Below are 26,744 nucleotides of genomic sequence, written 5' to 3' on the forward strand. Positions count from 1 at the left end.
GCAGTCGCGGATCAGAACAGCCGCAGCGGATCCGCCCGGGACTCGGCGCACAGCTTCTGCAGAGGGCAGGCGTTACACTCCGGTTCCACGGGGCGGCAGAGGCTGTTCGCCAGCTCCACCAGTCCGAGGTGTGCTCGCCGTGCGTCGCTGTCGGCGCCAATCATCCGCGCAATTTCGAGTCGGCCGTCCGTGAGCCGGTTGCGGCGGTCAACGGGGTCGCCGCTGAAGCGGGCGGCAACCCGCAGCACCCCCTTGGTCACAAGAACCGGCTCCTCGGAGTCCTCCTCGCCGCGAGCGGGAACGGTGAGGATGGCGAGGTCAGCCACAGCTTCCGTCAGTCCTGGCACCTGACGCAGCTCGTCGTCCTCCCGGAGCAGCTCGGGATTCTCGGCCAGGCGTCCGGCCAGCTCCAGGATCGCGCCGGCCCGGTGTGGCCGGGACGCCCATTTGCTGATCTCCACGAGCTCGGCCTCCGCCAGCACCGTATCCTGCGGCTCGCGCCACCGTGCAAGCAGCGGCCAGATGAAACGCACGACCTCGGCGGGGGCGCGGTCGAGGAGCATCTCGGCCTGGATGACCTGCCAGCGTGTCTCGGCCCTCAGCCAGGGCAGGCCGCGTACCGCGGCACTGTCGAACCAGCCAGCGAGCATCGCGGCCACGTCCTGTGTCGTGGCCGCCACCGGACGGGGATCGTCGAGAGCCGCGCGCACCGCACGGGCAAGATGCTCCCCGAGCAGTGGCGGCACGGCGTTGCCGATCTGACGGAACGCCGCGGACGGCGGACCGGCGAAGCGGAACCAGTCCGGAAAAGTCTGCAGTCGCGCAGCTTCACGAACGGTGATGGTGCGGTTCTGCCGAGGGTGGATGTACCAGTAGCCGTCCTTGGCGATGTGCGCGGTGATGGTCCGCGACAGGTTGTTCTCGTCGAGTCGCTTGTACTTGTCGTCGAAGATGTCTTCGCGGTACCGCTTGACCTCATCCGGAAGGTCGCGGTAACGCGTGGTGGGGTCCATGGCTTCGAAGGCTCGGGCGTCGTCCTCGCGGACCGGCCGGGTGATGTGGTCAAAGACCTTGTGCTCGTCGCCGACGGGGACGGCTTGGCGCATCCGCCGCTGGAACTCGCTCTGGGGCCCCTCGTAGTCGCTCCATCCCTCGGCGCCGCCCTCGGGCCGCCATCCCCCCTCGACCGAGGGGAGGTCCCCGATGGCGTTCCAGACGGTCACTCTCTCCCGCTGCTCCTCGGGCCAGGTGAAGGCTGCGCCCTCCTGCAGGGCCACCAGGATCAGTCTCTGGCGGAACTGAGGAACTCCATAGCGGAAAGTCTCCACCGACCGTTCCTCGACGGAGTAACCGATCGACTCGAGCTCGTGGACCATGGTGCGGAGAATGAACATCTCCTTGTCCAACGCCATGTCCGGCACGTTCTCCATGAGGACGGCCTGGGGGCGAGCGGTGCGGGCGATCTCAAGGAAGGAGCGCCACAGATCCCGGCGCTCGTCGCGCGGGTCACGAAGCCCTTGGCGGACCCGGTGCCGGATCTTTGAACGCCCCGCCTTTGAGAAGGGTTGGCAGGGCGGGCCACCGGCGAGCAGCTCGATCCCGGCGGCCCTCATCAGCTCAGCGACCTGTTGCACCCGGTCGGGGTCGCCCAGGTCCCAATCAACGCTGAGGCCGCCGTGGTGGTGGCGATGCGTCTCGATCGCTTCCTCATCGTGGTCAACCGCGAGCACGACGTCGTAGCCGGCAGCCTGGAGGCCGAGGCTCAGGCCGCCGGCTCCACTGAACAGGTCAGCGGCGAGGCGTCCACCCTCAGCTCTGAGCTTCGAAGCGAGGGAGACCAGTTCCTCGGGCTCGGAGCAGGCGTCGCTGTGCGGTGCCAGCCGGACGAAAGGACCACGAACCAGTTTGACCCCGTACCCACGGCGACGGACGGGGGCGGCAGGCTGGTCTTCACGGGTCACGATCAGGCAGGCTACCGCCAAGGGACCCGACCGACCGAACCCCCGCACGGCGTCGTCCTGTCGTTTCTCGGCGTCCTGAGTCTCGCCTGCGGGACCGTTGACCGAGCAACTTTCGTCCGTACGGTTTGAATTTGCGAGGATGAACGGGTCGAAGTATCGCAAGTAGCAGAAAAGGACCTTCGGCGTTCTGTGAGCGACCCCTCACCTCCCTATACTCCCGCTATTCGTCGCGGTTCCATGTCACACCGACGCTCCGGTGGGCGCCGACCGTGCCGACAGCAACAGATGCGACGTGCGGCGCCGGAGAGCTCCGTGCACTGACGGGGGCCGACCTGCTTTGAGCTATGACATCGCCAACCCTGATCCCGCCGGAACCATCACCTCCCTGCGGTCTTTCGGGTACAGCGTCGAGGCCGCCGTGGCGGATCTCGTTGACAACAGCGTCTCGGCCGGGGCCCGGCGCATCGACGTCTTCTTCACCTGGGCGGGCCCAGCCTCGTGGGTCGCGGTCTTGGATGACGGCCGAGGCATGACGACCGGAGACCTCGTCAGCGCGATGACCGTGGCGGCGCGCGGCTCCTTCAAGGCCCGAGTCTCCGAGGACCTGGGCCGCTTCGGCATGGGCCTGAAGAGCGCCTCGTTCTCACAGGCCGCCCGGTTGACGGTCGCGACGAGATCCGAGCCCGGCGCGGAAGCGGCCGTCCGCACGTGGGACCTGGGGGTCGTGTCGGCAACCAGCGAGTGGCGCCTGTTGCACGGCACCGACGACGAGACCGCGACGACATTGGACCAGCTGCGCCAGGACAACAGCGCCGGTACGACGGTGATCTGGCGGAGCCTGCACCGGTTCGACGTCGACGGCCTCACAACGGACGACGCTCGGGCGCAGAAGCAGTTCTACGCTGAGGCGACTCGCGTCGAGGAGCATCTCGGGATGGTCTTCGCCCGCTTCCTCGCCGGGCGAAACCGGATCACGATGACGGTCAACGGAACTCCGGTGAAGGCGTGGGATCCGTTCCTCAGCGGTCATCCGTCGGTCCAGCGGCTTCCAACCGAGGAGTTGCCCGTCGGCTCGCACACCGTGCGAATCGAGCCGTTCATCCTGCCGCATCCCAAGAAGCTCGACTCCGAGCAGCAGGAGCACGCCGCCGGACCCGCTGGCTGGCTCGACCAGCAGGGCTTCTACGTGTACCGACGGGACCGGCTGATTCTCGCTGGCGACTGGCTCGGCATCCGCGGGTTCCGACGTGACGAGCGGTACAACCTGGCGCGGATCGTCGTGGACGTACCCGCCGAGGCCGACGCCGAGTGGGCCATCGATGTGCGGAAGTCCACGGCGGTGCCTCCGGTGGGTGTCCGGCGTCATCTCCAGCGCATCGGCACGGCCACCCGGAGCAGGGCCGCAGAAGTGCTCAGTCACCGCGGTCGGATCGCCGCCCGAGAGCACGGCGCCGAGTTCATCTACGCCTGGCGGGTGGACAAACGCGACGGCAGCATCCGGTGCCGCATCAACCGCGACCATCCGCTGGTGCGGGAGGTGATGCAGGGCGGTCCCGATGCGGCTGTCGACGCCAAGGCCCTGATCAGGCTGCTTGAAGAGACCGTCCCGGTGGCCGCGCTGCGGATCATGCACGACGGTGACGTGGCGGACGACCCCGAGCCGTTCCTCGGAGCGGCACCCAAGGAGGTGGGCGATGTTGCTAACCGCATCTACGCCGCGTTCGTCGCCCAGGGCCGGACTCCTCGCGAGGCGAAGGAGCGACTCGCGCTCATGCCGCCCTTCGACCAGTTCGACGGCTTCTGGCAACAACGCTGACGGCCCTACCGCCGCCGCCCACACATCAGATCAACGGGGAGGGCCACATGACCGCGCAGACGCAGGACAACCATGACGCGATGCAGCAGGCGATCCGGCTCGTGCTCGCACTGCTTCCTCAGGACCGTCAGGCAACGCACGACGAGATCGCGGAGAGCGTCGATCCGATCTGGGTGATGCAGCAGTCCCGCGGCCAGTTGCTTGACAGGGACGTCCTGCTCAAGGAGATCGAGTCGCGGGTTGCGGTATGGCAGGACGACTCGGTCGGTTTGAAAGACGACCGCAACCACATCGAATGGCTCACCGAGGCTCAGCTGGAGCGCAGCTGGGACTTCTGGGACCGCTACCGCCGGTACCTCGAAGACGTCCGCCTGATGCCGCCGAGGGTCGTCCGGCGGCTGGACCAGAGCACGGACCGCATCCTGCGCCAGATCGAGGACCCCCGACGTCCGGGCGCCTGGCGTCGTACCGGACTCGTGGTCGGCCAGGTGCAGTCGGGCAAGACCGGCAACTACATCGGCTTCGCCAGCAAGGCGGCCGACGCCGGTTACAAGCTCATCGTGATCCTGGCCGGCATCCACAACAGCCTCCGGAGTCAGACCCAGCTCCGGGTCGATGAGGGCCTGCTCGGCTTCGACACGCAGTACCAGCAGCGCTATGACGAAACCACGAACACCGCACGCATCGGCGTCGGCGTGATGCCAGGCGTGAAGCGGCTGAAGATCGCCTCACTGACGAACAGCGCGGAGGGTGGGGATTTCAAGCAGCAGATAGCCAGGAACCTCAACCTGCCGATCGGTGACTACCCCGTCGTTCTCGTGATCAAGAAGCACAAGAGCATCCTTGAGAACGTCCGCAAGTGGATCGTCGAGGTTGAGGGCGTGCCCGTCGGGGACGGTAAGTCCAAGGTCGTGCGGGACATTCCTCTCCTCGTCATCGACGATGAGGCGGATCACGCGTCCGTCGACACGACCAAGGACGATGACACCGACCCCTCAACGATCAACCGGTCGATCAGGCATCTGCTCAACAGCTTTGACAAGGCTGCGTACGTCGGATACACCGCGACGCCCTTCGCCAACATCTACATCAAGCCGAAGGCGGACCACGACACGTTCGGGCTCGACCTGTTCCCCGAGAGCTTCATCGAGAGCCTGCCTGCGCCTTCGAACTACCTCGGACCGGAGCGCGTGTTCGGGCTGAACGCGACGGACCCGGATGACGAGGGGATCAGAGCTCTTCCGATCTTCCGCCCCGTCCATGACCACGAGGCCTGGATGCGTCCGCGGCACAAGAAGGAATGGGTGCCGCCGGAGGAACTTCCCCTGTCACTCCGCGAGGCGATCGACTCCTTCATTCTGACGTGCGCCGCCCGTCGGGGACGGGGACAGGGCTCGCAGCACAACTCCATGCTCGTCCACGTCACGCGGTTCGTCAGCGTACAGAACCGGATCCGCGACCAGATCGACGAGCACGTCAGCCTGACGCGTGACCGACTCCGCGACGGCATGGGCGGCGAAGCCGCCCATGTGCTCGCCCGACTCCGACTCCTGTGGGAGAGGGACTTCACCACCACCAGTGCGACGTTCTCAGCGGAGGAAGCCTCGCCGGTTCAGTGGACCGACGTTGAGAAGGAGCTGCGACCGGCTCTCCGGAAGATCGATGTCCGGGCTGTCAACGGCACCTCCCGCGACGCGCTCGAGTACTACGAGAACCGCAAGGCCGGTCTGTCCGTCATCGCCGTGGGTGCGGACAAGCTCTCCCGCGGCCTGACGCTGGAAGGCCTCAGCGTCAGCTACTACCTGCGCACGTCGAGTATGTACGACACGCTGCTGCAGATGGGCCGCTGGTTCGGCTACCGCCCCGGCTACGAGGACCTGTGCCGGCTGTACACGACGTCCGAGCTCTTCAACTCGTACGGTGAGATCACTGCAGCGGACAACGAGCTCCGTCAGGACTTCGCGGAAATGGCGCGCCTCGGCCAGACGCCGGAGAGCTTTGGACTGCGCGTGCGCGCTTCTCCGGCCGGGCTGGCGGTCACCGCCGCCAACAAGATGCGACGCGGCGTCAAGGTGCGGCTCAGCTACTCCGGCGAGCTTCCCGAGACGACGGTGTTCAGTCTGCATGCCGAGGCTGTCCGGCGGAACTTCGACATCCTCGAACGCTTCATCACCGGCTTGGACGAGCAGAGTACTCCTGTAGTCGACGGGACCAGCCTGGTCTGGCGAGGCGTGCCGCCCACCGAGATCATTGACGGTTTCCTCGACGGATACATCTCCGACCGCGGCTCCTACCGGGTGCGCCCGGCGCTCATTGCGCAGTACATCCGTGGCTGCATCTCGGTGGGCGAGCTTTCGCGTTGGACGGTGAGACTGGTGGGCACGCCCACCGGAACGCCGCGCAAGATTGGCACCCAGCGACTTCGCCTCGTGACCCGTTCCCGTCCGGATGGCTTGGAACCGGAAGAAGGACGGCACACCATCAAGCGCGTGCTCAGTCCAGCGGACGAGAGCAGGGATCTCTCCGGTGAGCTCCGAACACGCGCGCTGGAAGCGACGAGCGCAGCGCGTCGCCTCGAAGCCGACCGCAAGGGGAAGGAGTTCAAGGAGCCGACCATCCCCACCGGGCAGCCGCTTCGGAGGTTCCGGCCCGTGCAGGAGCCGCTACTCCTGATCTACCCGATCGAACACCCCGAGGCTGAGAACGACGCCAACGTTCCTCCGTTGGTCGGCTTCGCGATCAGCTTCCCGTTCTCGGAGCACCCGACCGAGACCGAGTACGTGGTCAATGACGTCTGGAGGCAACTCGAGATCGATTTCTTCGATGACGAGGATCCGGACGAGTGAGGATCGGAGAAGAAGACTGGGCGCCTCTCGAGGCTGAGCATCACCCGTACGGCATCGTCGCTCGGCGCCTGTTTCCACGGTCGCGGCACGACATCTTCCTGGCGGTTCAGCAGCCAACGGGGAGGCGGGTGCTCCTTCTGCGGGTGCCGGCATCTGCCGGTCAGACGATCGCCGAACGGTATCCGTCGTTGCCCAGCACCCGAGGTCTTGCGATCGAGTTCGCGACGGCTCCTGACGGGAGCACCGAGCTTCGGGTCGTCCTCACTGCGGACGAGCGGCGGGAGGTCTTCAATCCGCTGATCGCCGACGTGGCCACGACCGCACATGCAACCGAGGGCCCCGTTGAGGCTCTGACAGCGGCCATCGAGCGCTTCGAACACTGGCGTCATCTCCTCCAGTCCATCCGTGACACGGGGCTCAGTGAAGAGGCACGACGAGGTCTGTTCGGGGAACTGATCGTCCTACGCGACCACCTTTGTCCGGTCCTGCCGCCTCAGGAGGCGGTGTCGGGCTGGCGCGGGCCAATGGGGGCGAATCAGGACTTTGAACTGGCCACCTGTGCCATCGAGGTCAAGACCGGAACGGGGAGAAGCCCCCGGAGCATCGTCATCGCGAGCGAGCGTCAGCTAGACGACACCGGGACAGACCACCTGCTGCTGGCCCACCTCTCGCTGGACGAACGTCGGGGCGGCTCGGGCGAGTCGCTCAACGCCGTCGTCGACTCCCTGCGTGAGGCGTCACCGTCCGCGGCGGTACGAGCAGAACTTGATGATCTGCTCATCCGTGCCGGCTACCTCTCCGAACACCGGCACCTTTACGACGAGCTCCGCTACACCGTCCGGGGAACGGACTTCTGGCACGTCACCGACGACTTCCCGCGCATCACGGAGGCTGACCTACGGCCAGGGGTCGGGGGCTGCCGCTACCGAATCAGCACTGTCGGACTGGACCAGTACGGTGTCTCCGCCCAGCGGGTCGCCAGCATTGTCAAGGGGGAGGCATGAGCCAGACCAGCCTGTCGGCCTACGCGCAGGAGCTCGTTGCCGATGTGCTCGCCACGGCCGAGGCGGAGAACGCCACCGCTCCGGACACCTTCACCCGCCGGGTGCTGGATGAGTTGGAGCAGGCCGGTGAGGTGGAGAACACCTTCACCGCGTACCACAAGGCCCTCGGTCTTGAGGTCAACGGCTACGGGATGAACGAGTCCCTCGGGACCCTGGATCTGTTCATCACCCAGTTCAGCCTCCAGCCAGAGGAAGGCCGTCTCACCCGGAGCCAGGCCGAAGGGCACTTCAAGCGGCTGCTGACCTTTGTCCGCAAGTGCCGTGATGGCTTGGCCAAAGACATTGACGAATCGTCTGACGTGCATGACATGTGCGTCGCGGTCCAGAAGGCTCTGCCCGACGCTCCGCGGATCCGACTGTTCCTCCTGACGGACACCGTCAGCGGAGTCTCGACGCTGCCACCCGGCGAGCTGGACGGTCTCACCGTCACTCACGAGGTCTGGGACCTCACCCGGCTTCACCGCCTGGCCTCCTCGGGCACGCTCAGCGAGCCGATCGCGGTGGAGTTCAATCCACCGCTACCCTGCCTCGCCACGCCCGAGACCGACCGCAACTATTCCGTCTTCCTGGCGATCATCCCCGGACAGGACCTCGCTGACCTCTACGGTCGGCACGGCACACGGTTGCTTGAGCTGAATGTCCGGTCGTTCCTGCAGACCAAGGGTGGGGTCAACAAGGGCATTCGCGACACCCTTCTGCACAACCCGGACCGTTTTCTGGCCTACAACAACGGCATCACTGCCACTGCTTCGACCGTCGAGTTCACCGAACTGCCCGAGGGCGGCCAGGCGATCAGCAAGATCCACGATCTGCAGATCGTCAACGGCGGTCAGACCACCGCCTCGATCCACTACGCGCACACGCGCGACAAGGCGGATCTCAGCCGGGTCCACGTACAGATGAAGCTGACCCGGGTCTCCCCCGACCGCCTGCAGGAGATCGTCCCAGAGATCTCCAAGTACTCGAACACCCAGAACAAGGTCACGGTCGTCGACTTCAGCTCCAACCACCCATTCCATGTAGCCCTCGAGCAGGTAACGCGATCGCTCTGGGCGCCAGCAGCGGACGGAAGCGGGCAGGAGACGAAGTGGTTCTACGAGCGCGCCCGAGGGCAGTACACCGACGCCCTGGCCCGCGAACGTACCCCCGCGAACCAGCGCAAGTTCAAGAGCCTGCATCCGACCGGTCAGAAGTTCACCAAGGCTGACGCGGCCAAGTTCATCCACTCCTGGGCCGGACTTCCATACCTGGTGAGCCGAGGGGCGGAGAAGAACTTCCGCGAGCTCATGATGCGAATGGGCGACAATGCCCCGGAAGTGAACAAGAGCTACGCGCAACGTCTGCTCGCCAAGGCGATTCTGTTCAAGGCCACTGACAAGATCGTTGCGGCGAGGGACTTCGGAGGCTACAAGATCAACATTACCTCCTACTCGATCGCCCGGCTCGCGGAGGCCACCAACCGCCGGGTGGACCTGGACCGCATCTGGCGGGAGCAAGGACTGTCGCCTGCGCTCGCCGCTGCTCTCGACGACCTGTGCGCGCCCGTCCGCGAGGTGATCGTCAACCCGCTCAGAGGAGGCGCCAACATCGGCGAGTGGGCGAAGCGCCCGGACTGCTGGGAGGCGGTGCTCGCCATCCCATGGACGGTCCCTGATGAGCTGGCGGCGGAACTGGCTGATCAGCCTGTTGAGGACAGCGCCCCAACAGCGTCGGATGACGGTACCGAGGGCGATGTCGCCACCGTGATGGCGGTTCCGGCGCCCGAGTGGTTCGCCTTGGCACGGTGGGCGAAGGAGACCAGGAACCTGCACCCCTGGCAGCGACAGCTGGCCGACACCGTGGGTCGGTATGTCAACAACAGCTGGACGGTCACTGACAAGCAGGCGGCCCAGGCGCTGCGGCTGATGGCCGAGGCCCAGCGGCTCGGGTTCAGGCCGGCGTCCTGACCGTCCCACCGTCATCGATCAATCATGAGAGGACCACTGTGACCAGCGCAGGATTCGGGGATCTGCCTCCCGAGGCGTACCATGACGCGCCCTGGATCCAGGTGCTGCCCTGGCTCGCGCCGTACACGCCTGCAACGGCGCGGGAGCTCACCGAGCTCACCCCGTCGCCGGACTGGTGGCTAACGGAATCGCCTGCAGTCACGACGATGACGGCTGAGCATGAGGACCTCTGCCGTCATCTCGCCAGGTTGTTTCTTGTCAGGCATTCCGAGGCCACCTTCGGCGGGAGCTTCCCGACAGTTCCCCGCCGACTGCCGCTGTCCACTCTCGCTACCGGCGCACGAGCCCGGACTGCTTTCCAGAGACTCCAGGTACAGACGGTCGGCGAACTGGAAGCGCTGTCGGTCAGGAGCCTCTATGACGTCCGAGGTACCGGTCAGGGCACGGTCGAGGATGTCGTCACCGCCCTGGTGTCCGCGGCCATCGTCCGGTCAGGCGACCAAGGCGATGCTGACATGGTCGAAGGCGAGGTCCTGTCGGAGACAGCGCCAGCGACGGCGTTACCGCCAGCCCATACCCAGTTGCTCGAGGATTTGGCGCAGTTGGCCAGCTGGCGCCACATCCGGAGACGCGGAGATCAGCCCCTGCTGAGGGTAGTCATTGAGAACGGGGCACCTGAGCAGGTCCAGGAGCTGGCTCTGCGGCTCAACTCTCTGACGGCCGCAGACATCTCCAGCACCATCGGTAACCCTGACCCGGTCCTGGAGTTCACCGCCCTCCTGTCCGAGCTTGATGAGCGTCAGCTGCGGATCCTGCGTGACCGCTTCCTGGGCACAACGCCCAGGAAGCTGGCTGATCTCGCGACTGAGTTCGACGTCTCCCGTGAGCGGGTCCGCCAGATCGAGGCCAAGCTGAAGGAGCTGCTGGCACGGACCTTCCATTTCGGCACGAGCATCGGCAACCTCCTCGCCAGTCTGCGAGTGGAAATTCAGCCGGTGGCTGCCCTGGACCGGCTGATCACCCTGCACCCCGACCTCGCCCGCGATGTACCCGGCGTTGATGTCCCCCTCTGGCTGGTCCTGGACCGCCTCGATGACTACTTCGAGGTAACGGACGGCTGGGCCGCCGCTCCCGACGTCAGTTCAGCTCGCGAGCAGACCCGGACGCTACTGGAGGACTTCGCCAGCGAACACGGTGTGGTCGACCTCGAGGCAGTCACCGCGGCCACGTCCCTGCCAAAGAACGAGCTGCTCGCCTGGTTGAGCTGGTGCGGCTATGTGCTGCACAACAACCAGATTCTGACCCGCACCCGCTCGCTCAACGATCACGCTGCGGGGTTGCTGGCGGCGACGGGTGAGCCGCTCCACATCGATCAGCTGCAGGCGCAGATGGGCCGGGACAACAGCATCCGCAGCCTGGCCAACCAGCTGGCCGACGACGAGCGCTTCGTGAGGACGGACAGGGCCACCTGGGGACTCGCCAGCTGGGAGGTCGAGGAGTACACGTCGATTCGACAGCAGATCGGCCTTGAACTCGCCGCTGCCGGCGGACAAGTCGCAATCGGTCAGCTCGTGGAGTCGATCACCAGTCGGTTCGACGTGTCGCCGAGCAGCGTCCAGGCTTATGCAGGCAACGGCGATTACGAGATCGTGCAGGGTCTCGTGCGCCGCCGCGAGTCCCCTGCAGCCCCCCGGAAGGCTCCCACCGCCACCCGTCGCCTGTTCCGCCACGACGACGTGTGGAAACTCCGCATCACCATCACCCGCGACCATTTGCGCGGATCAGGCTTCCCCGTACCGTCCGGCCTGGCCAATCTCGTTGGATGCGCTCAGGGCGAGGTGGTGGAGCTGGAGTCCGATCTCGGTACACAGAGTGTTCGGTGGACAGGGCTGCAGCCAGCAAGCGGCACGATCAAGAGGTTCCTGGATCAACTTGAAGCGCGCGAGGGGCAGAACGCCTTTCTCGAATTTGCTCCGTACGGTCGTTTCAGCGTCTCGCTACAGGCGCCGGTGGGCCCTGAGGCGGGCCCGTTGGAGCAGGCCTTGGCGTTGATCGGCGCCAAGGAGACAGGCGACCCGGAGGCCGCAACGGCGTCCCTGGCCACAACGGTGGATCTTCCGCCCGATGCCAAGCCTCGTCGCATTCTGGCGGCTTACCGGCAGCGGGGCGATGACGATATCGCAGGCCTGTTGGAGCGGGTGTGGACGCGCCCCCGGCATCAGTGGGCGAATCAGTCTCCGGCGGCTCAGCCCACCTCCAAGTCAACGGCGGAGCCGTCGGGACCAGGTGGAGCGGACCGGGCTGACGGGTCTGAGTTCGATACAGGGCGCAACGAACTCGGCAGCGAGGGCACCGACAGCGAAGAGCCGATCGACGCCGAGGCAGGACCGGGTGACCAGCAGGAATCGTCCGACAATGGCTGGGTGCCCGTGCCACCCGGTTATCGCAGTGTGGGTTGGGTTCGACCCCACGAGGCGGAGGCCGCTGTGCTGGCATATCAGCTGCATGCCGATGTACCCGTGCACGACGGGATCGCGATCACCGGTTGGGCCCGATACGTGGACGACAACTCGGGAGACGCGTCCAAGTTCCGCGCCAACGTCATGCTGGCAAGGTCGAGAGCGCAAGGCGAACGCATCGTCTGCTGGATCCGAGAGCACGAAGCGTTCGGCATCACTCAGGCGGCAGCGGAGGAACGCTCATTGCCGGTGCTTGGGCCCGGGGATGTCACCTCCGGACTCGTCCAGTATTTCGAGGCGGGGAGTGAGGCGGCCGAACGGTACAGGAGCACCACCCGACTGCTACGCGGACACAGCGGAGGAGCGGCCTGACACTTTGAGCTGGCTTCACGGGAGCTGAAGGAAACGTCCGCCGTCGGCATGAGCCGCTGAGGCTGCCTCCGTAACGACTCTCGTCGCGGCGGAGGCAGCCTCGCGCAAGATCAAGAGCTGTACGAGGAGGCGTCCGTCAAGCGACTGCTGGCCACAGCCAGCTCCTCGTCAGTGAAGAGAGACCGGAACTTAGGCTGCAGAGCGATCGCCTCCGCCGTCAGATCCACGCGACCCCGCTCCCACAGCGCCGTGAACCCATCGGACACGGCCGGGTTGCGGAGAAGTTGCCGAGCAGTGGCGAGTCCCCCCTTCTCCGTGATCATCCTCAGCAGGAGACCTGCATGGTAATTGGCCTCGTCGCGCGCCCGCTCATAGCTCCGAACCATCGCTTGGTGGAAGGCTCGCTCCAGCGGCTGCCGGTCCGTCGTTCCGACCGCCGCTTCGTCAGCTTGGCGACCGCTGGTCTGCTGCACCCGCTTGGCCGGCTCAGCCGTCGCATCACCCGGCGACCGGCCCAGCCTCGGACTTGCAGCTGGCTGCGCAATTTTCTGGTCTTCCGCCTTGCCCGTGTCCAGCTCATCGTCACCCACCAGGCGCAGCAACCGGGTGACACTCCGGTACCGGACGGCCGGAGGACTGCCGGGAGGAAAGTACTGGACCATTCCCTCGCGCCCGCCCTGGCGATCTGCAAAAGGCGCGTCCCGCCTGGTGCTGGCCGCCTGGATGACAGCCTTCGCCTCGTTCTGGCGCACCCAGCAAATCGCCCGGGGACCGTCTGAATCAGCCCGGTCGATCCTGACATTCGCCCGGTGGGTTCGAGCCTCATGCGAGGTCGCTGCGTGGAATCTGGCCCAGCCGAGGACTTTGCCGTCGTGCCGGATGGGAACATCACGGTGCCGCTGGTAGCTCTCAATGGCAGCCAGAGCCTCGTACGGCCGCAGCCACGCCACGCTGTGGTATCCGGATGGCACCGCGTCCCGGTGCTCAGGCCCTCCCTCAGCAGGCATGGCCGTTGCAGGTGACGTTGGCTTGGGCGCCGCGACCGACGCGGCAGCCGGCTCGGCGGGCAGGGGGATGGGCGACTTCGCCAGCACCTTCGCGCTGCTCGCTGTTGTCTCCGCTGTCGGCTTCCCGGCTCGGCCTGCCCGGCTGAAGGTCGGCTCGGCCCCGCCCTCCGACAGGTCATCCGGCACCTGCAGTTCGACGACCGGTTCAGGTGGCTGTGCCGCCGGTTCATCCGGCGCCGACAGTTCCCGGTTCTCCCCCTTCCACGAGTCCGACGTGTTGTCGGCCGCAGGTGCCTGCACTCTTTGGATTGGCGCCAACGTCGCTGACGTTTCAGTCTCCGAGACACCCCTCGATACCTGAGGCTCGCCCTCTGCCGCTGGCCTGTGGCCGCCGTAGTTGCGCAGGGGCGTCACGTCCGCAGCCGCCTCACGCTCGGCCCGTCCACCTCTGACAGTGGCAGGGGCAGCCGAGACGATGGTCGGCGGCTCCACCTCGCCGACCGCCTTCAACTCTTCCTCAACCAGAGGCCGAAACTTCTCGGCCGCCAGCGGGACGTCATTCGGGACTCCTGTGGAGTCGATGATCACCGCTACCGATCCGGGCAGCGGGAGGCTGGTCGGATCCGGGACGGTGATGCCCAGCTCGTCGATCCGCTGCCATAGCGGCTCCAGCGCCGCCTCCGGATCCCGGCTGAACACGCTGCCGCGGATGCGCACGAAGACGCAGTTGCCGACCCGCTCCAGCACCCCCTGCCGGCGCATGTCGCTCTCCCACTGCTCCGGCCCGTGGTACGCGTCGCCGTCACATTCGATGGCCAGCCGCCGGCCGTCCGGCGCCGGCAGCACGAAGTCGATCCGGTAGCTGCCGATGCGGAACTGCGGCAGCGGCCGGTACCCACGGAGCAGGATGCGCCGCAGCACCTCGCGTTCGAAGTCGCTGTCGCAGCGCTTCTCCAGGTCGTCGTGCGCCTCCTCGGCGACGGTGACGTTCTGGCAGTAGGTGAGCAGCAGGCCGCGGGCGTCGTCCTCGCGCATGTCGGCGGGCTGCACGGAGTGGAAGACCCAGAGCTGGTCGCGGGCCCGCGACGCGGCCACGTTGACCCGGCGGTGGTGGTCGCGCCGGGTGAACGCCGACACCGGCCCCTGGTGCGGGGACACCACCAGAGAGACCAGCACGATGTCGCGTTCATCGCCCTGGAAGGTGTACGAGTCGCCGACGCGCAGCCGGCGGCGTTCCATCTCCTCCTCGCCGATGGTCTCGCGGATCCGGGTGAGCAGGTAGAGGGCCTGTCCACTGGTGCTGAGCAGGCTGACCACGCCGATGGTCCGGTCGGCGTACGCGGGGTCGGCGACGATCGCGGCGACCCGTGCGACCAGGGCCTCGGCCTCGGCGACGTTGACGTTGCCGTAGGTGGTGAGGTCCTGGCGGATGCCCTCGGGCACGTGCACCGCGATCACCGGGTCGCCGATGCCGGCGGGGCGGTCGGTGCGCAGGGGCTCGATCTCGCCGCCGTAGTAGGTCTGGCTGGAGAAGCCGATGATGGCTGGCACGGAGCGGAAGTGCTCGGTGAGCAGGATGCGTTCCGGCGAGCGGCGGACCGCGTGGTCGTAGAGGCTGCTCTCCGGGTCGAAGTGCTCGGCCGACGGCACGTCGACCAGGTGCGAGTTGATCAGGCCGGTGACGTCGCCCACGCCGACCATCTGGGGCCCGATCTGCTGGTCGTCGCCGACGACCACGGCCCGCTCGGCGAGGCTGAGGATGGGCAGCGAGAACACGTCCGCCTGGGACGCCTCGTCGACGATCACCACGTCGAAGTGGGCGCCGCCGGCGAACTGTTCGATGGCCCGGTCCACGGACATGACCCAGACCGGTACGGCGTCCACCGCCGCGCTCATCGCCCGCTGGGCGTGGGCCTGCCACTGGGCGGCGTTCTTCCCCGTACCCTTTCCGATCTTACGCAGCGCGGTGGTCCAGTCGGCGAGCGCCGCCCGGCGGCGGTCGTCGAGGGCCTTGGAGACCTCCAGCCAGGAGGAGGCGACGACGAGTTCCTGGGTGAGGCGGCGGATCCGCTCGCGGGTCTGTTCGATGCGCCGGCCGAGGGCGACCGGGTCGACACTGCCGACCACGCTGTCGAACCAGGTCTGCGCCTGCCGCCACTGCCAGCGGTGCAGGCAGTCCGTGCCGTTGTCGGCGAGCGTGGGCGCGGTGCCGTCGTCGATGGTCGCGGTCCAGCCGGGCGCGGCCTCCCGGAGCCGGGCCGACAGCTCACGGAAGCGTTGCGCGTCGGGGCGCAGCGCGGCGAGCCGGCGCACCTCGTCGAGGTACGAGTCCCAGCGGTCGAGGTCGGCGCTCTGCCGGCTGAGGTCGAGCAGCCGCCACAGCTCGCTGGCGTCCGTGCCCGACATGCCGGCCTGGAGTGCGGCGGCGAGGTCGCGTTCGGCGGCGACCAGCCGGTCGTGGGTGAAGACGGTCGCGCAGCGGGCGACGAGGTCGGTGAGGGCAGTCAGCCGCCGCGTGTCGATGGTGGCCGCGATAGTGGGAAGCAGCCCGCGGAGCGTGGTGTGCAGCGACGGCCAGCGGCGGCGGTCCCAGTCGAGGGCGGCTTCGGCCTCGGCGAGCAGCCGCCCGGCCCACGTCTCGGGGTGGGCGCCGGCCGGGACGGTGAGCTCGAGCGGCTGGGTCCAATCCTGCCAGCGGGTGGTCAGCTCCTGGCGCAGCCGCTGCCGGCCGACGTAGGCGACGACCATGTCGACGTCGTCGCAAGTGCGCAGGATCTCGCCGTCGATGCGGCAGTCGGCGGCGAGCCGGGCCAGGGTGCCCTGGAAGAGCCGGTTGACACCCTTTCCTGCGGTGAAGCGTTGCCGCAGCTCACCGAGCTGCGCGAGCAGGCGGCGGGGCTCGGCCAGGTGAGCGTCGGGCACGGTGACCTGGTGGCCGGCGATGACCCGGGTGGCGGCGGTGAGTTCGCCGAGGGCCCGCTGGCAGGCCTGGACGTGGTCGTGCCACATCTGCTGCCAGTTGGGGTCGGCCTGGAGCAGGGTGCCGAGCCGGTCGGTCCAGGAGGCCTCGCGGGCGGCGAGCATGGTCAGCGCCTCACGCAGCTGCCCGGCGAGGTCGTCGAGGGGCTGCGGGCCGAAGGCGCGGACCTGCGGCAGGGCCACGCCGGCGGCGGCGAGCTGGTTCAGCTCGCGGGCCGCCTCGTCCAGTCGCCCCCGGTCGGTCAGGATCACCGCCGCTGGTGGCAGGTCGGCCGCCGTCGGCAGGTTGCGCAGCGCCTGCGCCCGATCCTGCTTGACGGTACGCCGGGCGATGTCGAGCAGTTCGGTGAACTCTTCGGCGCTCAGCGGCGCGTCGAGGTGCGGTGACAGGTCGTCGGGGATGTCGCCGTAGCGGTCCGCCCGTTCGCGTAGCCAGATTCCGACGTCGCTCGGGGAGAGCCGGATGCCGTCGATCTCGTGGTGGGCGGCCTCGTTCTCGGCCATGGTGCGCAGGCCGCCGAGGGCCTGACCCAGGTCGCGTTCGGCCTGTTCGAGCTGGCGGCGCAGCCGGTCCACCCGCTGCTGTTCGCCCCGCCTGTCCAGGGTCGCCCCGCGGTCGGAGAGCTCCCGCGCGGCCAACTGGAGCTGCACGAGCTGGTCCGTGGAGCGACCGAGCACGGCCAGGCAGAGCGACTGGATCTCCTGCGGCAGGCCGTCGCGCAGGACCCGCAGCGGGTCCTCCTTCTGCGCGACCACCAGCACCCGCTTGCCGTGGGCCATCAGGTGACAGATGAGGTTACGGATGGTGTGCGTCTTGCCGGTGCCGGGCGGGCCCTGCACGGCGACGTTGCGATGCTGGGCGAGCCGGCGGGCGATCGATTCCTGCGCCTCGTTGGTGGGCAGCGGCATGAGCAGGCGCTCGCCCAGCGGCGTCCAACGTTCTGGCTGGTCCTGCGGCATCTGCAGCTTGCTGGGTTCGTGCGCGAGGATCGCGGCGAGGGCGCCGATGCTGGCGTCGTCGCCGGCGAGCAGCCGGGCGCGCAGCTGTTCCAGGAAGCGGCGCAGCATCCGCTGTCGGGGCCGGGTGAACAGCACGCCGGTGTCGTGCACGTGCGGCCCGACGGGAGCGGTCTGGTCGGCGTCCCGGATGACCGGGTCCTCGCCGAGGCGGCGCAGCGCACGTTCGAGAAACTCGCGGCGGGTGAACTCGTCCCACACGTCGAGGTCGAGCTGGCCGCCGGAGCCGGCGAGGGCCAGCAACTGGGCGAGGTAGCGCTCGTCGAGCCCGCTCAGCGGGTCGGTCTGCAACCGGGCCGCGCCCTGCGGCACCACCGTGACCAGGGACCGGTCCGCGTCGAACTCGATCGCCACCGGGGTGACCACCAACGGATAGTGCACGCGGTGGCCGGCGACCTCCGTCCGGATGACGCCGTGGCCCCAGACCAGCTCGTCGCTGGCGGCGTTCATGTCGACCCGGTGCTTCAGGTCGAACAGGCTCCGATGCAGCTGGCGTACCTCCTCGGTACGTCGGGCCTGCTCGGCCCACGGCCGCCACTCCTGCTCCCGCCACGCCTCGAGTCGCGCCCGCAGCGGCTCGATCTCCTCCTCCGCGCCGATCAGTCGGGGTTCCGTGGCGTACCCGAGAGGGCCGTTCAGGTACGGCGCGAACTGCGCGGGCGCCCGCAGCGGACGGGCCGGCGCCGGCAGTCCCACCCGCAGCCAGCTGGCGCCGTCGGCGGAGACACCGACCTCGCAGGCCGGGTGATCGGGGAACGCATGCTGCCAGAATGCGCCGACGGTGGGGACCGTGCGGGCGGGCTTCTCCATCTGCGCCCGCACGGCCATCAGGTAGTCGACCAGCGAGGTGGCCCGGTCGAGGATCAGCGACGGCGACTCGACCGAGGACGTGGAGCGGGACAGCATGAATCACCTTCGATGGTTGGAGCAGGTGGAATCCGATGGTCGGCGGGCCTGATCTGTCGACCGTCCAGGCGGGCCAGGAGAAATCAACGTGGGGCCATCCGGCGGTAACGCCGGAACGCCTGGCGGCGCATGCCTCGCCTCAGTCGCGGCGCCGGCATTGCGTGGCCCTGCCCGGCCGTTTCGTGCATCCCCACCCGACGCGCATCACGCCCCACCTCCCCACTGGCGGTCCCCGCACACTACCCGCACCGGTCCTGCCGACGGGATCCCCCAACCGTCAGAACTTCAAGCGGGACGACGGCTTGAGCAGGAACGATCGACTGCCCGAAGCGCCCGCTCGGCATCGGCTTCCCCGAGCAGATCACCGAGGTTACGGACTGATCAAGGTCTGACCGATGGTCGATTCGCGGAGAAGACCCAAAGATTCGTGGAGAAGACCCAGTAGGTCATGTTTCCCACTAAGGTGAGGACTGCTCGGACAATCCCCACCCGCCTCGCTGGGCGCGGCCTGGCGTGACTCGTCGAGCGAGGTGCGCATCCGTGACATCCAGGTCCGGCGCGCGACCCCTGGTCGCCGTGTGCGTGATCTTCGCCGCCGCGTCGCTGGTCGCGGTGCCGGCCAGTCTCGACCTCGGCTGGGACGAGGTCGTCTATGTGAGCCAGCACGGCAGCCATGCGCCGCCGGCGTTCATGAGCGCACCGCGCGCCCGGGGCGTGACCCTGCTGGTGTGGCCGGTGGCGTCCTGGCTCGATTCCACCGTCGTCCTCCGGCTGTTCCTCACCGTCACCGCGGCGGCGTCGCTCGGGCTGGCGTTCTGGGTGTGTCCCGGGTGTCCCGGCGGCCCGGCACCACCGCGATCGCCGCCGGGCTGTACGCGAGCCTCTGGACCGCCCTGTTCTACGCGAACGCCGCAATGCCCAACCACTACACGGCGATGGCGGCGGTGGCAGCGGTCGGGTGTTTCCTGCTGGCCGTGGCCGAGCCGGCCCGGCCCGGGGCGTACCTCGGGCTCGTGGCCGCCCTCGCCGTGGCCGCCCTGATGCGTCCGGCCGATGCCTTCTGGCTCGGGCTCCCGCTGCTCGCCGCCACCGTCGCGGTGCCCGCGTTCCGGCGGTGGCGGCTGACCGCGGCAGTGGTCGCAGGCCTCGTGCTCGGCGGCGCACCGTGGGCGGTCGAGGCCGAGCTGCGCTACGGCGGGCTCCTGGAGCGCATCCGTCAGGCCGGTCACGTGCAGGGCGGTACGAAGCTGCAGTTCTCCCTCGGGCACGTGATCAGCACTCTGGACGGGCCGATCCTGTGCCGCCCGTGCGGCAGCCCGGTGCGGTGGCCGGCGGTGCTGTGGTGGCTGGCGCTGGCGGTGCTGGTGCCACTGGCTGTCCGGGCGGCCCACCGGGCGGGTGTGGCACGGACGGCATGGCTGCCATTCGTGATCGCCGCCGCCATGGCCTTCCCCTACCTGTTCCTGATCGGATACTCCGCACCCCGGTTTCTGCTGCCGACCTACGCCCTTGCTCTGGTCTGCACCATCCCGGGGCTCGCCGCATTGTTCTCGACGGCCGTCGGTCAGCGGCGGCGGGTCGTCGCCGCCGTGGTGGCGTTGGGCTTCGCCGGTCACCTCGCCATCCAGGCCGGCATCCTGCACCACGTCGTGGCGGAGCAGGTCCGCAGCCGCGGCGACTGGACCCGCCTCGTCCAGACCCTGCGGTCGCAGGGGGTGCGAGCGCCGTGCGTGATCTCCGGCCACGAGGCCATCCCGATCGCCTACTACGCGCGGTGCCGGGCGCTGGAAGACCGGGGATACAACCGCAACGCGAGCACCGCGCAGCTGCGGCAGGCTGCGGCGACCGGACGCTTCGCCCTGCTGGTCAAGAAGTCCGCTCCGCCCGCCTGGGCCAGGGACTGGCACCGGATTCCGGTGCCGAACCTCACCACCTCCGGCTGGGAGGTGTACCTGCCGCAGCGCTAGTCGGCCGCACCGAATTGAGACGGGCTGCGGACGGCTGCCGCGCCCGGCACCGCGCTCGTTCGGGCGTACGCCGGGCGCTGGCGGGTACGCGCAGCGGATGCGCACCGGCGAGGTGACCCGGCTCTACCACCACCAGACGAACCAGTGTCGTGGCGGCCGGCCGCCGGGTGTCCCGGGGTTCGTCCCGATGGACCCGAGCAACCGTCCCCAGCCCTTCAAACGCCACCTTGGGGCGCCGGTGCACCCCCTCCCCCGCGACCTGCCACCGACCGGGGCGCCGGCCGCGGTGACCCTGTCCGGACGGGTACCGCCGAGCGACCCGACCATCGACGCGGTACTCCTCGCCCGGCTGCTGTTCTACTCGGCCGGCGTCACCCGAACCGCCGGAGACGACCTCTGGTTCCGGGCCGCCGCCTCCGCCGGCAATCTCCACCCCCTTGAGGTGTACGCGGTGGCCGGCGAGGTGGCCGGGCTCGACGCCGGGCTGTACCACTTCGCGCCGGAGGTGTTCGGCCTGGAGGCACTCGTGGCCGGGGACCACCGCCGGGCGCTGGCCGACGCCACGGCCGACCCGGACGTCGCGGCCAGCCCGCTCGCCCTCGTCGTCACCGGCCTCCCGTGGCGCACCGCGTGGAAGTACGCCGAACGGGGCTGGCGGCACGTCTACTGGGACGCCGGGACGATGCTGGCGAATCTGCTCGCCGTCGCCGAAGGCCACGGGCTACCCGTGCGGGTACGGCTGGGCTTCGTCGACGCCGCCGTGTCTCGCCTGCTCGGCGTCGACGGCGTGACGGAGTTCCCGGTGGCGGTGGTCACCTGCGGCCGGCCCACCGCGACCGCCGCCGCCGAACCGGTCGAGCTACCTCCGCCGCAGTTCCCGCCGACGCCGCTCTCCCCCGCGCCGGTCGACTTCCCGCTGGTCATCCGGGTCCAGCAGGCCGGTGAGCTCACCACGGACGACGACGTGACCGGCTGGCGGGCGGCCGCCGTCGCGGGCCTGCCCCGCGCCACCGACACCGTCGATGCACCGGTTGCGGCCGGCAGCGAGCCGATCGAGTCGGTCATCCTGCGCCGCGGCTCCACCCGGCGGATGCGCCGCCAGGTCGCCCCCGCCGAGCTGCTGCACTGGGCGATGGCTGCGGCGACCCGAGCGGTCCCCGCCGACGCGATCCCGACCGGGACCACCCTGCTCTCCCACGAGGTCGCGGTCCACGCGGTGCACGGCACGGAGCCGGGCCTGTACCAGCAGGTCGACGGCCCGCCCCAGCTGCGCCGGCCGGCGCCGGAGCCCGAGGTACGAACGTTGAGCCAGGGGCTCTGCGTCGACCAGCCGCTCGGCGGCGACTCCGCGTACACCGACTTCGCCTGCGCCGATCTCGACCTGGTGCTCGACGGGTACGGCGAGCGCGGGTACCGGGTCGCCCAGTTCGAGGCGGGGGTGGCCGCCGGCCGCCTGCAACTGGCCGCCTTCACCCTCGGTCACGGCGGCACCGGCCTGACGTTCTGCGACCAGGACGTCTCGGATGCGTTCGACACCCGTGCGGCCTGCATGCTCGCCATCGCCATCGGGCTACCCGCCTACCGGCCGAAGCCGGGCGGCCCGCCCGGCCGGCCCCGGCGGCTCACCCGCTGACGGGTCCCGCTGGGTGCCGGGTGAGCGCCGGCAGCACGGACGGCCCGTCGAGGACCGCCTCGACCACCTGGAAGCCGTACGCGTCGAGGAGGCGCGTCAGCCCGTCCCGGAGGAGGGCGAGGTCCTCCGCGATGACAACTCGCGCTACACCTTCGTCACGCTCGCCGGCTCCGGCGACGCGTGCCGCCCCCTGACCGGCCGCTCGTCGCCATGCCCCGGCCACCACGCCTTGTGCCCGATCAGCGCGGTCAGCGCCGGAACGAAGAACATCGACATGACGAACGCCGACAGCACGATCCCGATCGCCACCGCGAAGCCCATCTGCTGCAGGAACGAGATCGGCGCGAGCATCAGCACCCCGAACGTCCCGGCAAGGATCAACCCCGCCGCCGCGACCGTGGGGCCGGCGTGTTCCACCCCGATGGCAGCCGCCTGGTGCGGCTCGTTCCCCTCCCGCGCCTCCTCCCGGAGCCGGGCGATCATCAGGATGTTGTAGTCGGTCCCGATCGCCACCACGAATAGGTAGAGGATGATCGGCAGCTGGAAGGTGATCCCGGGCTTGTCCTGCAGGCCTTGGAAGAGGTAGACCGTGGCGCCCAGCGTGGCGGCGAAGTTGAGCAGCACCGCTATCACGAGGTAGATCGGCGCGACCAGGCTGCGCAGCAGCAGCGCGAGGATGAGCGCGATCAGGCCGGCCGCCGCCGGCAGGATCACCGACAGGTCGCGGTTGTTCGCCGAGTTGATGTCCGCGAAGATCGCGGTAGGTCCGCCTACCAGCGCCCGGGTGCCGGGCGGGGCCGCCGCGTGCAGGTCGTCGCGCAGGTCGTCGCGGACGAGCGTGATCGCCTCGTTGGAGACCGGGTTCTCGTCGAGCAACAGGTTGACCCGCGCGACACTCGGGTCGTTGCTGCGCTCCGGGGGCTGCGCCCGGCCCACTCCCGGGGCGCCGGCCGCGGCCGCCGCGAAGTCGGTGACCTGCTGCTCGGTCAGCGGCGACCCGTTGTCGGTGGTCAGGTAGACCTCGGTCGGGGCGAGGGCGCCGGCGGCGAACCCGCGCTGCAGGTCTGCGGCGGCTTTCGCCGACTCGGTGTCCTGGGGGAAGCCGGAGCTGAAGTCGTAGTCGGCCTTGTAGGCCAGGGATCCCGCGGCGAGCGCGACCAGCAGGGCGCCGGATGCCGCCGCGACGAGCGCCGGACGGCGACCGATGGCGGTCCCGAGGCGACGCGCCATGGTGGCCTTGGGGGCACGCTGCCACGCCTTGGACGGCCAGAAGACGTACCGGCCGAGCAACGAGACGACCGCCGGGATGAGCGTGAGCGAGGTGACCAGCATGACGCCGACGGCGATCGCGAGCGCCGGGCCGAGCGAGCCGAAGAAGCCCAGGGAAGCGAGAAGCAGCACGAGGAACGCGACGATGACCGCTCCCGCGGCCGACGTGATGACCTCGCCGACCCGCTCGACGGAGACCATCATCGCGGTGCGCTTGTCGTCCCCGGCACGCAGCCGCTCCCGATAGCGGAAGAGCAGGAACAGGATGTAGTCGGTGCCGATGCCGAACAGCACGATCAGCAGCACCGTCTGCAGATCCTGGCTCACGTTGAGGTCGAACGCCTTACCCGCCGCGGCGACAAGCCCGCTCGTGACGGCCATGACAACGCCGATGACCACCACGGGCAGCAGCGCGGCGATGGGGCTGCGGAAGATGATCAGGATCAGTCCGATGATCAGGATGATCGTCGCGACGCCGACCACGGCAAAGGCCTTGTTGAAGGTGTCCTCGTTGTCGACGAAGCTCGCCACGTCGCCGGCCACGCCGGCGGTCAGTCCGCTGCCCGCAAGCTCCGGACCGATGGCCGCCCGCAGGTCGCGTACGGCGTCGAGCAGCGCCGGGTCGTCCGGGGTGACGGCGTCGAGCCCGACGTTCACCACCTGCACCGACTTGTCCGGCGCCACGGCCTGCGGGCCGGTCAGGTAGCCGGACGTGTGCGAGATGTTCTTCGCCTTCAGCGACTGGGCGAGCTGGCCCACCTTCGCCTCGTCGGCCGGTGTGAGCGGCTGCCCGTCGGCGCGCTTGATGACGATGGTCGCTGTCGCCGTGGCCTGTTGCGGAAACGCCTTTTTGGCGAGTTCGATGGCCTGCACGGACTCGTAGGAGCGGGGCAGGAAGCTGCCCTGATCGGCGGAGGTGATGTCGCTCAACGACGGCGTGGTGACGACGATGGCGACTGCCGCGAGCACCCAGCCGGCAATCACCCACCAGGCCCTGCGTACGACGAATCTGCCCAGCCGCTCGAACATGGTTTCCCCCGTTTGTTCGGCACAACCGACATCTGAGGCGTGGGGCGCCGCTGGGCGCCCGCCCGTCACTCTGCCGGGCAGCCTTCGCTACCCCGTGTGCATCCTACCTACGGCGGGCAATCCTTTTCGGACGCGTCGGGGCGCAGGGCGTGTTAGCCAGTGACTGGTCGATACACGTACACCGGCTCTTTCCTGCCGGCGCGCTCGGGACACCTGCCGGCCTTGCCGCCCACCATGCCGACCCGGCCGTCCGCACACACCGTCAGGTGCCCCCGGCCCGCTGAGAATCCCTCCACGCACGTGAACCAGCTGCACACGTCGGGAGCCGGCTCGCGGACGAGGACCCCGCCGCAGTAGGTGTAGCCGTAGGGATTCTCCGGTGCCCCGCATCGGTCCGCAGGTACCGACGACGGCACAGCCGAAGAGGCGGTGGGAGCCGGTGCCGGGTCGGCGAGCCCCGGGGTCGGGACGGGCGGGGCGCGCCCGGGTCGGCCGGACCGGAAGTCGGCGTGCCGGTCGTGACCTCGGGATCCGCTGTGCGGGACGCAGCCGTGCCGGGCGCCGCAGGAGCGGCGCTGGGCGCCGCCCCGCTCCCCGGCAGGGCACCCGGAGTAGCAGGTACGCCGCCCTGGAACGCACCGCGCGGACCGGACGGACCGGCCGAGTCGGCCGTCATGGCGTACGCGGGTAGGGCGATGAGCGCGACGGCGGCCGCGAGGATCGCGGGGTGGGCGAGGCGGGCTCGTGCCGGCGCGTGTTCCGCCGTGACGACCGCCGGAGCCGGCGGTCGCGACCGCCGGTTGGCGGCCAGCGCCTCGTCGAGCCGGGCGAGGACGACGCGCCGCTGCCCGATGAAATCGGCGTACGCCATGGTCAGCCGCAGCCGGAAGCGGGCCGTGGCGGCCAGCGGCACCCGGAGGCCGGCGACGGGCCGACCGCTGACGCTGTGCAGCAGGCTGATCGGCGCCGCCGGGTGGTGCGCGAGGCCGCTCAGCTCCGCATACGTCCACTCCCGGTCGCCCTCGCGGCCGAAGAGGATCACGCGGCGGTCGGTGACCACGGCCGTTCCGGCGTCGGTCACTCGCACGCCCCTGGGCAACCGTCGGGTCCGCTTCGTTCGCTGGACGGGGATGACGGCGAGCTCGGGTGTAGGCAGGTCGGTGTGGCCGTCCTCGACGTCGACGAGTTCGGCGTCCGGCTGCACGGCGAGGACCACCTCGTGGTCGGGCAGCTCCACCGGCAGAACAGCCGCCGATTCGGCCGGCACCTCCTCGGCCGCCGCTCGCAGGCGGAGCAGTTTGATTCCCCGCAGGCACCAGGCCTCGACGGCGTCCTCGTGGGCGTGCCGCCGCCGCTTGTTCTCGCGGGTGGCCCAGCGGGCACGCCATCCCGAACCGCTCCTGTCCGCCTGCGTCACCGAGGCCGCCTCCCGCGAAGATGATTCGGCATGGCGTGGGGTATAACCCCTCAGGCCCGGACAGGACACGCCCTCACCTCCTCATCGGACCGAATCGGTCACTGTTCGCGTACCCACGGAAGCGGCCTGCCACTCGCGCGAGCGACCGGCGGGCAGGACGGGGCCGGTGGGCGCGGTGACGGCGGGACGTCTGCCGTGGTGGAGCAGCGCATCGGTCTGATCACGCTCGGGGTGGCCGACCCGGAGCGTCCAGATCAGGCCACCAGGGCGTACGGCTCGGGCTCGGGCGACAGGCGGCGCTGGTCGTAGTCCGGGGCGAGCGTGCCGAAGAGCCGGTCCCAGATCGACGTGTAGAAGCCGAGGTTGACCGCCGGCTCGACGTGGTGCCCGGCGTGCAGGGTCGGGGTGGCGACCCAGCGGAACACCCGGCTGCGCCGGGCTGCCGGCGGGAGAACCTCCACGCCCAGGTGCCCGAAGATCCCGAAGATGAGGTTCACCGCGGTGTACGCGACGATCGCCCAGACCGAGAACGCGTGGGTGGCGAGCGCCGCCAGCCAGAGCCCACCGAATCCGAGGATCTCCAGCGGATGCAGCGCGTACAGCGTCGCGGGCCGGGCGTCGACGAAGCGGTGGTGCAGCGCGTGGGCGAGCGGGAAGATCCGGGGCCGGTGCGCCACCGCGTGACCGGCGTACATCAGCAGGTCCATCAGCAGGAGCAGCAGGACGAAGTCGGCCAGGGCGCGGAGATTCCAGTCCGCGTTCAGGTGGATGATTCCGGTCTTCCACAGTGCCCAGCCGCCGACGGTGACCAGGGAGTTCATCAGGATCGCGCCGCCGGCGAGCCAGACCTGCAGGCGGCTGATCCGGCCGGGATCGGGCAACAGCCGTACGACCGTCGGCAGCCGCAGCATGGCGTTGCCGACGCCGACGGCGATCAGGAAGAGAACCAGGTTCTCGAGCAGCGCGAACCCGACCACCTGGCCGACATCGAGTCGCCACGCCCAGTCGAGTACGCCAACCATGTCCCTGAGTATGCGCCCGACCTTCGATGGTCAG

The 26,744-nt window shown here is 69.1% G+C and carries 12 protein-coding genes and 1 pseudogene; 7 read left to right on the forward strand and 6 right to left on the reverse strand.

Annotated elements, in window-relative coordinates:
* Positions 1-11: 11 nt before the first annotated feature.
* On the reverse strand, positions 12-1,961 hold the full coding sequence (gene dcm, locus GA0074696_RS27415; protein ID WP_088964846.1) for a DNA cytosine methyltransferase: 1,950 nt from the start codon (positions 1,959-1,961) through the stop codon (positions 12-14).
* A 337-nt stretch (positions 1,962-2,298) separates the two neighbouring features.
* On the opposite strand from dcm, the gene GA0074696_RS27420 reads away from it, so the two are divergent.
* The 5 genes from GA0074696_RS27420 to GA0074696_RS27440 are packed head-to-tail and all read left to right on the forward strand — an operon-like array spanning position 2,299 to position 12,464.
* Positions 2,299-3,777, forward strand: a complete 1,479-nt coding sequence (locus GA0074696_RS27420) for an ATP-binding protein (protein WP_088963750.1) — start codon at positions 2,299-2,301, stop codon at positions 3,775-3,777.
* 47 nt (positions 3,778-3,824) lie between these two features.
* Positions 3,825-6,623 carry a Z1 domain-containing protein gene (locus GA0074696_RS27425; protein WP_088963751.1) on the forward strand — a complete coding sequence of 933 codons (2,799 nt, stop codon included), beginning with the start codon at positions 3,825-3,827 and terminating at the stop codon, positions 6,621-6,623.
* The gene (locus tag GA0074696_RS27430) at positions 6,620-7,627 is read left to right on the forward strand and encodes a PD-(D/E)XK motif protein (protein WP_088963752.1); all 1,008 of its coding nucleotides are present in this window, start codon (positions 6,620-6,622) and stop codon (positions 7,625-7,627) included. Before GA0074696_RS27425 ends, GA0074696_RS27430 begins: the two co-directional genes overlap by 4 nt.
* Positions 7,624-9,633: an AIPR family protein gene (locus GA0074696_RS27435; RefSeq protein WP_088963753.1), complete on the forward strand. Its 2,010-nt coding sequence runs from the start codon at positions 7,624-7,626 to the stop codon at positions 9,631-9,633. Before GA0074696_RS27430 ends, GA0074696_RS27435 begins: the two co-directional genes overlap by 4 nt.
* Before the next feature lie 38 nt (positions 9,634-9,671).
* On the forward strand, positions 9,672-12,464 hold the full coding sequence (locus GA0074696_RS27440) for a sigma factor-like helix-turn-helix DNA-binding protein (protein ID WP_088963754.1): 2,793 nt from the start codon (positions 9,672-9,674) through the stop codon (positions 12,462-12,464).
* Positions 12,465-12,574: 110 nt separating this feature from the next.
* On the opposite strand, the gene GA0074696_RS27445 is transcribed toward GA0074696_RS27440, so the two are convergent.
* Positions 12,575-18,373 carry an AAA domain-containing protein gene (locus GA0074696_RS27445; protein WP_088963755.1) on the reverse strand — a complete coding sequence of 1,933 codons (5,799 nt, stop codon included), beginning with the start codon at positions 18,371-18,373 and terminating at the stop codon, positions 12,575-12,577.
* Between the two features lie 830 nt (positions 18,374-19,203).
* Between GA0074696_RS27445 and GA0074696_RS27450 the strand changes: the two genes are divergently transcribed.
* Both GA0074696_RS27450 and GA0074696_RS27455 read left to right on the forward strand, forming a co-directional pair.
* Positions 19,204-20,340 carry a hypothetical protein gene (locus GA0074696_RS27450; RefSeq protein ID WP_157746130.1) on the forward strand — a complete coding sequence of 379 codons (1,137 nt, stop codon included), beginning with the start codon at positions 19,204-19,206 and terminating at the stop codon, positions 20,338-20,340.
* A gap of 97 nt (positions 20,341-20,437) precedes the next feature.
* A complete protein-coding gene (locus tag GA0074696_RS27455) occupies positions 20,438-21,973 on the forward strand; it encodes a SagB family peptide dehydrogenase (RefSeq protein WP_088963757.1) in 1,536 nt (511 codons plus the stop codon).
* A 13-nt stretch (positions 21,974-21,986) separates the two neighbouring features.
* Here GA0074696_RS27455 and GA0074696_RS32120 read toward each other — a convergent pair.
* The 4 genes and pseudogenes from GA0074696_RS32120 to GA0074696_RS27475 all read right to left on the reverse strand — a co-directional run.
* Positions 21,987-22,106, reverse strand: a pseudogene (locus tag GA0074696_RS32120) (DNA-binding response regulator); the annotation flags it as partial.
* Between the two features lie 11 nt (positions 22,107-22,117).
* Positions 22,118-24,271, reverse strand: a complete 2,154-nt coding sequence (locus GA0074696_RS27465) for an MMPL family transporter (RefSeq protein ID WP_088963758.1) — start codon at positions 24,269-24,271, stop codon at positions 22,118-22,120.
* 262 nt (positions 24,272-24,533) lie between these two features.
* Complete coding sequence (locus tag GA0074696_RS27470; RefSeq protein WP_088963759.1) at positions 24,534-25,688, reverse strand: hypothetical protein; 1,155 nt, start codon at positions 25,686-25,688, stop codon at positions 24,534-24,536.
* A 254-nt stretch (positions 25,689-25,942) separates the two neighbouring features.
* The gene (locus GA0074696_RS27475; protein ID WP_088963760.1) at positions 25,943-26,710 is read right to left on the reverse strand and encodes a sterol desaturase family protein; all 768 of its coding nucleotides are present in this window, start codon (positions 26,708-26,710) and stop codon (positions 25,943-25,945) included.
* Positions 26,711-26,744: the final 34 nt, after the last annotated feature.

The sequence above is a fragment of the Micromonospora purpureochromogenes genome, from assembly GCF_900091515.1.
GTDB lineage: Bacteria > Actinomycetota > Actinomycetes > Mycobacteriales > Micromonosporaceae > Micromonospora > Micromonospora purpureochromogenes.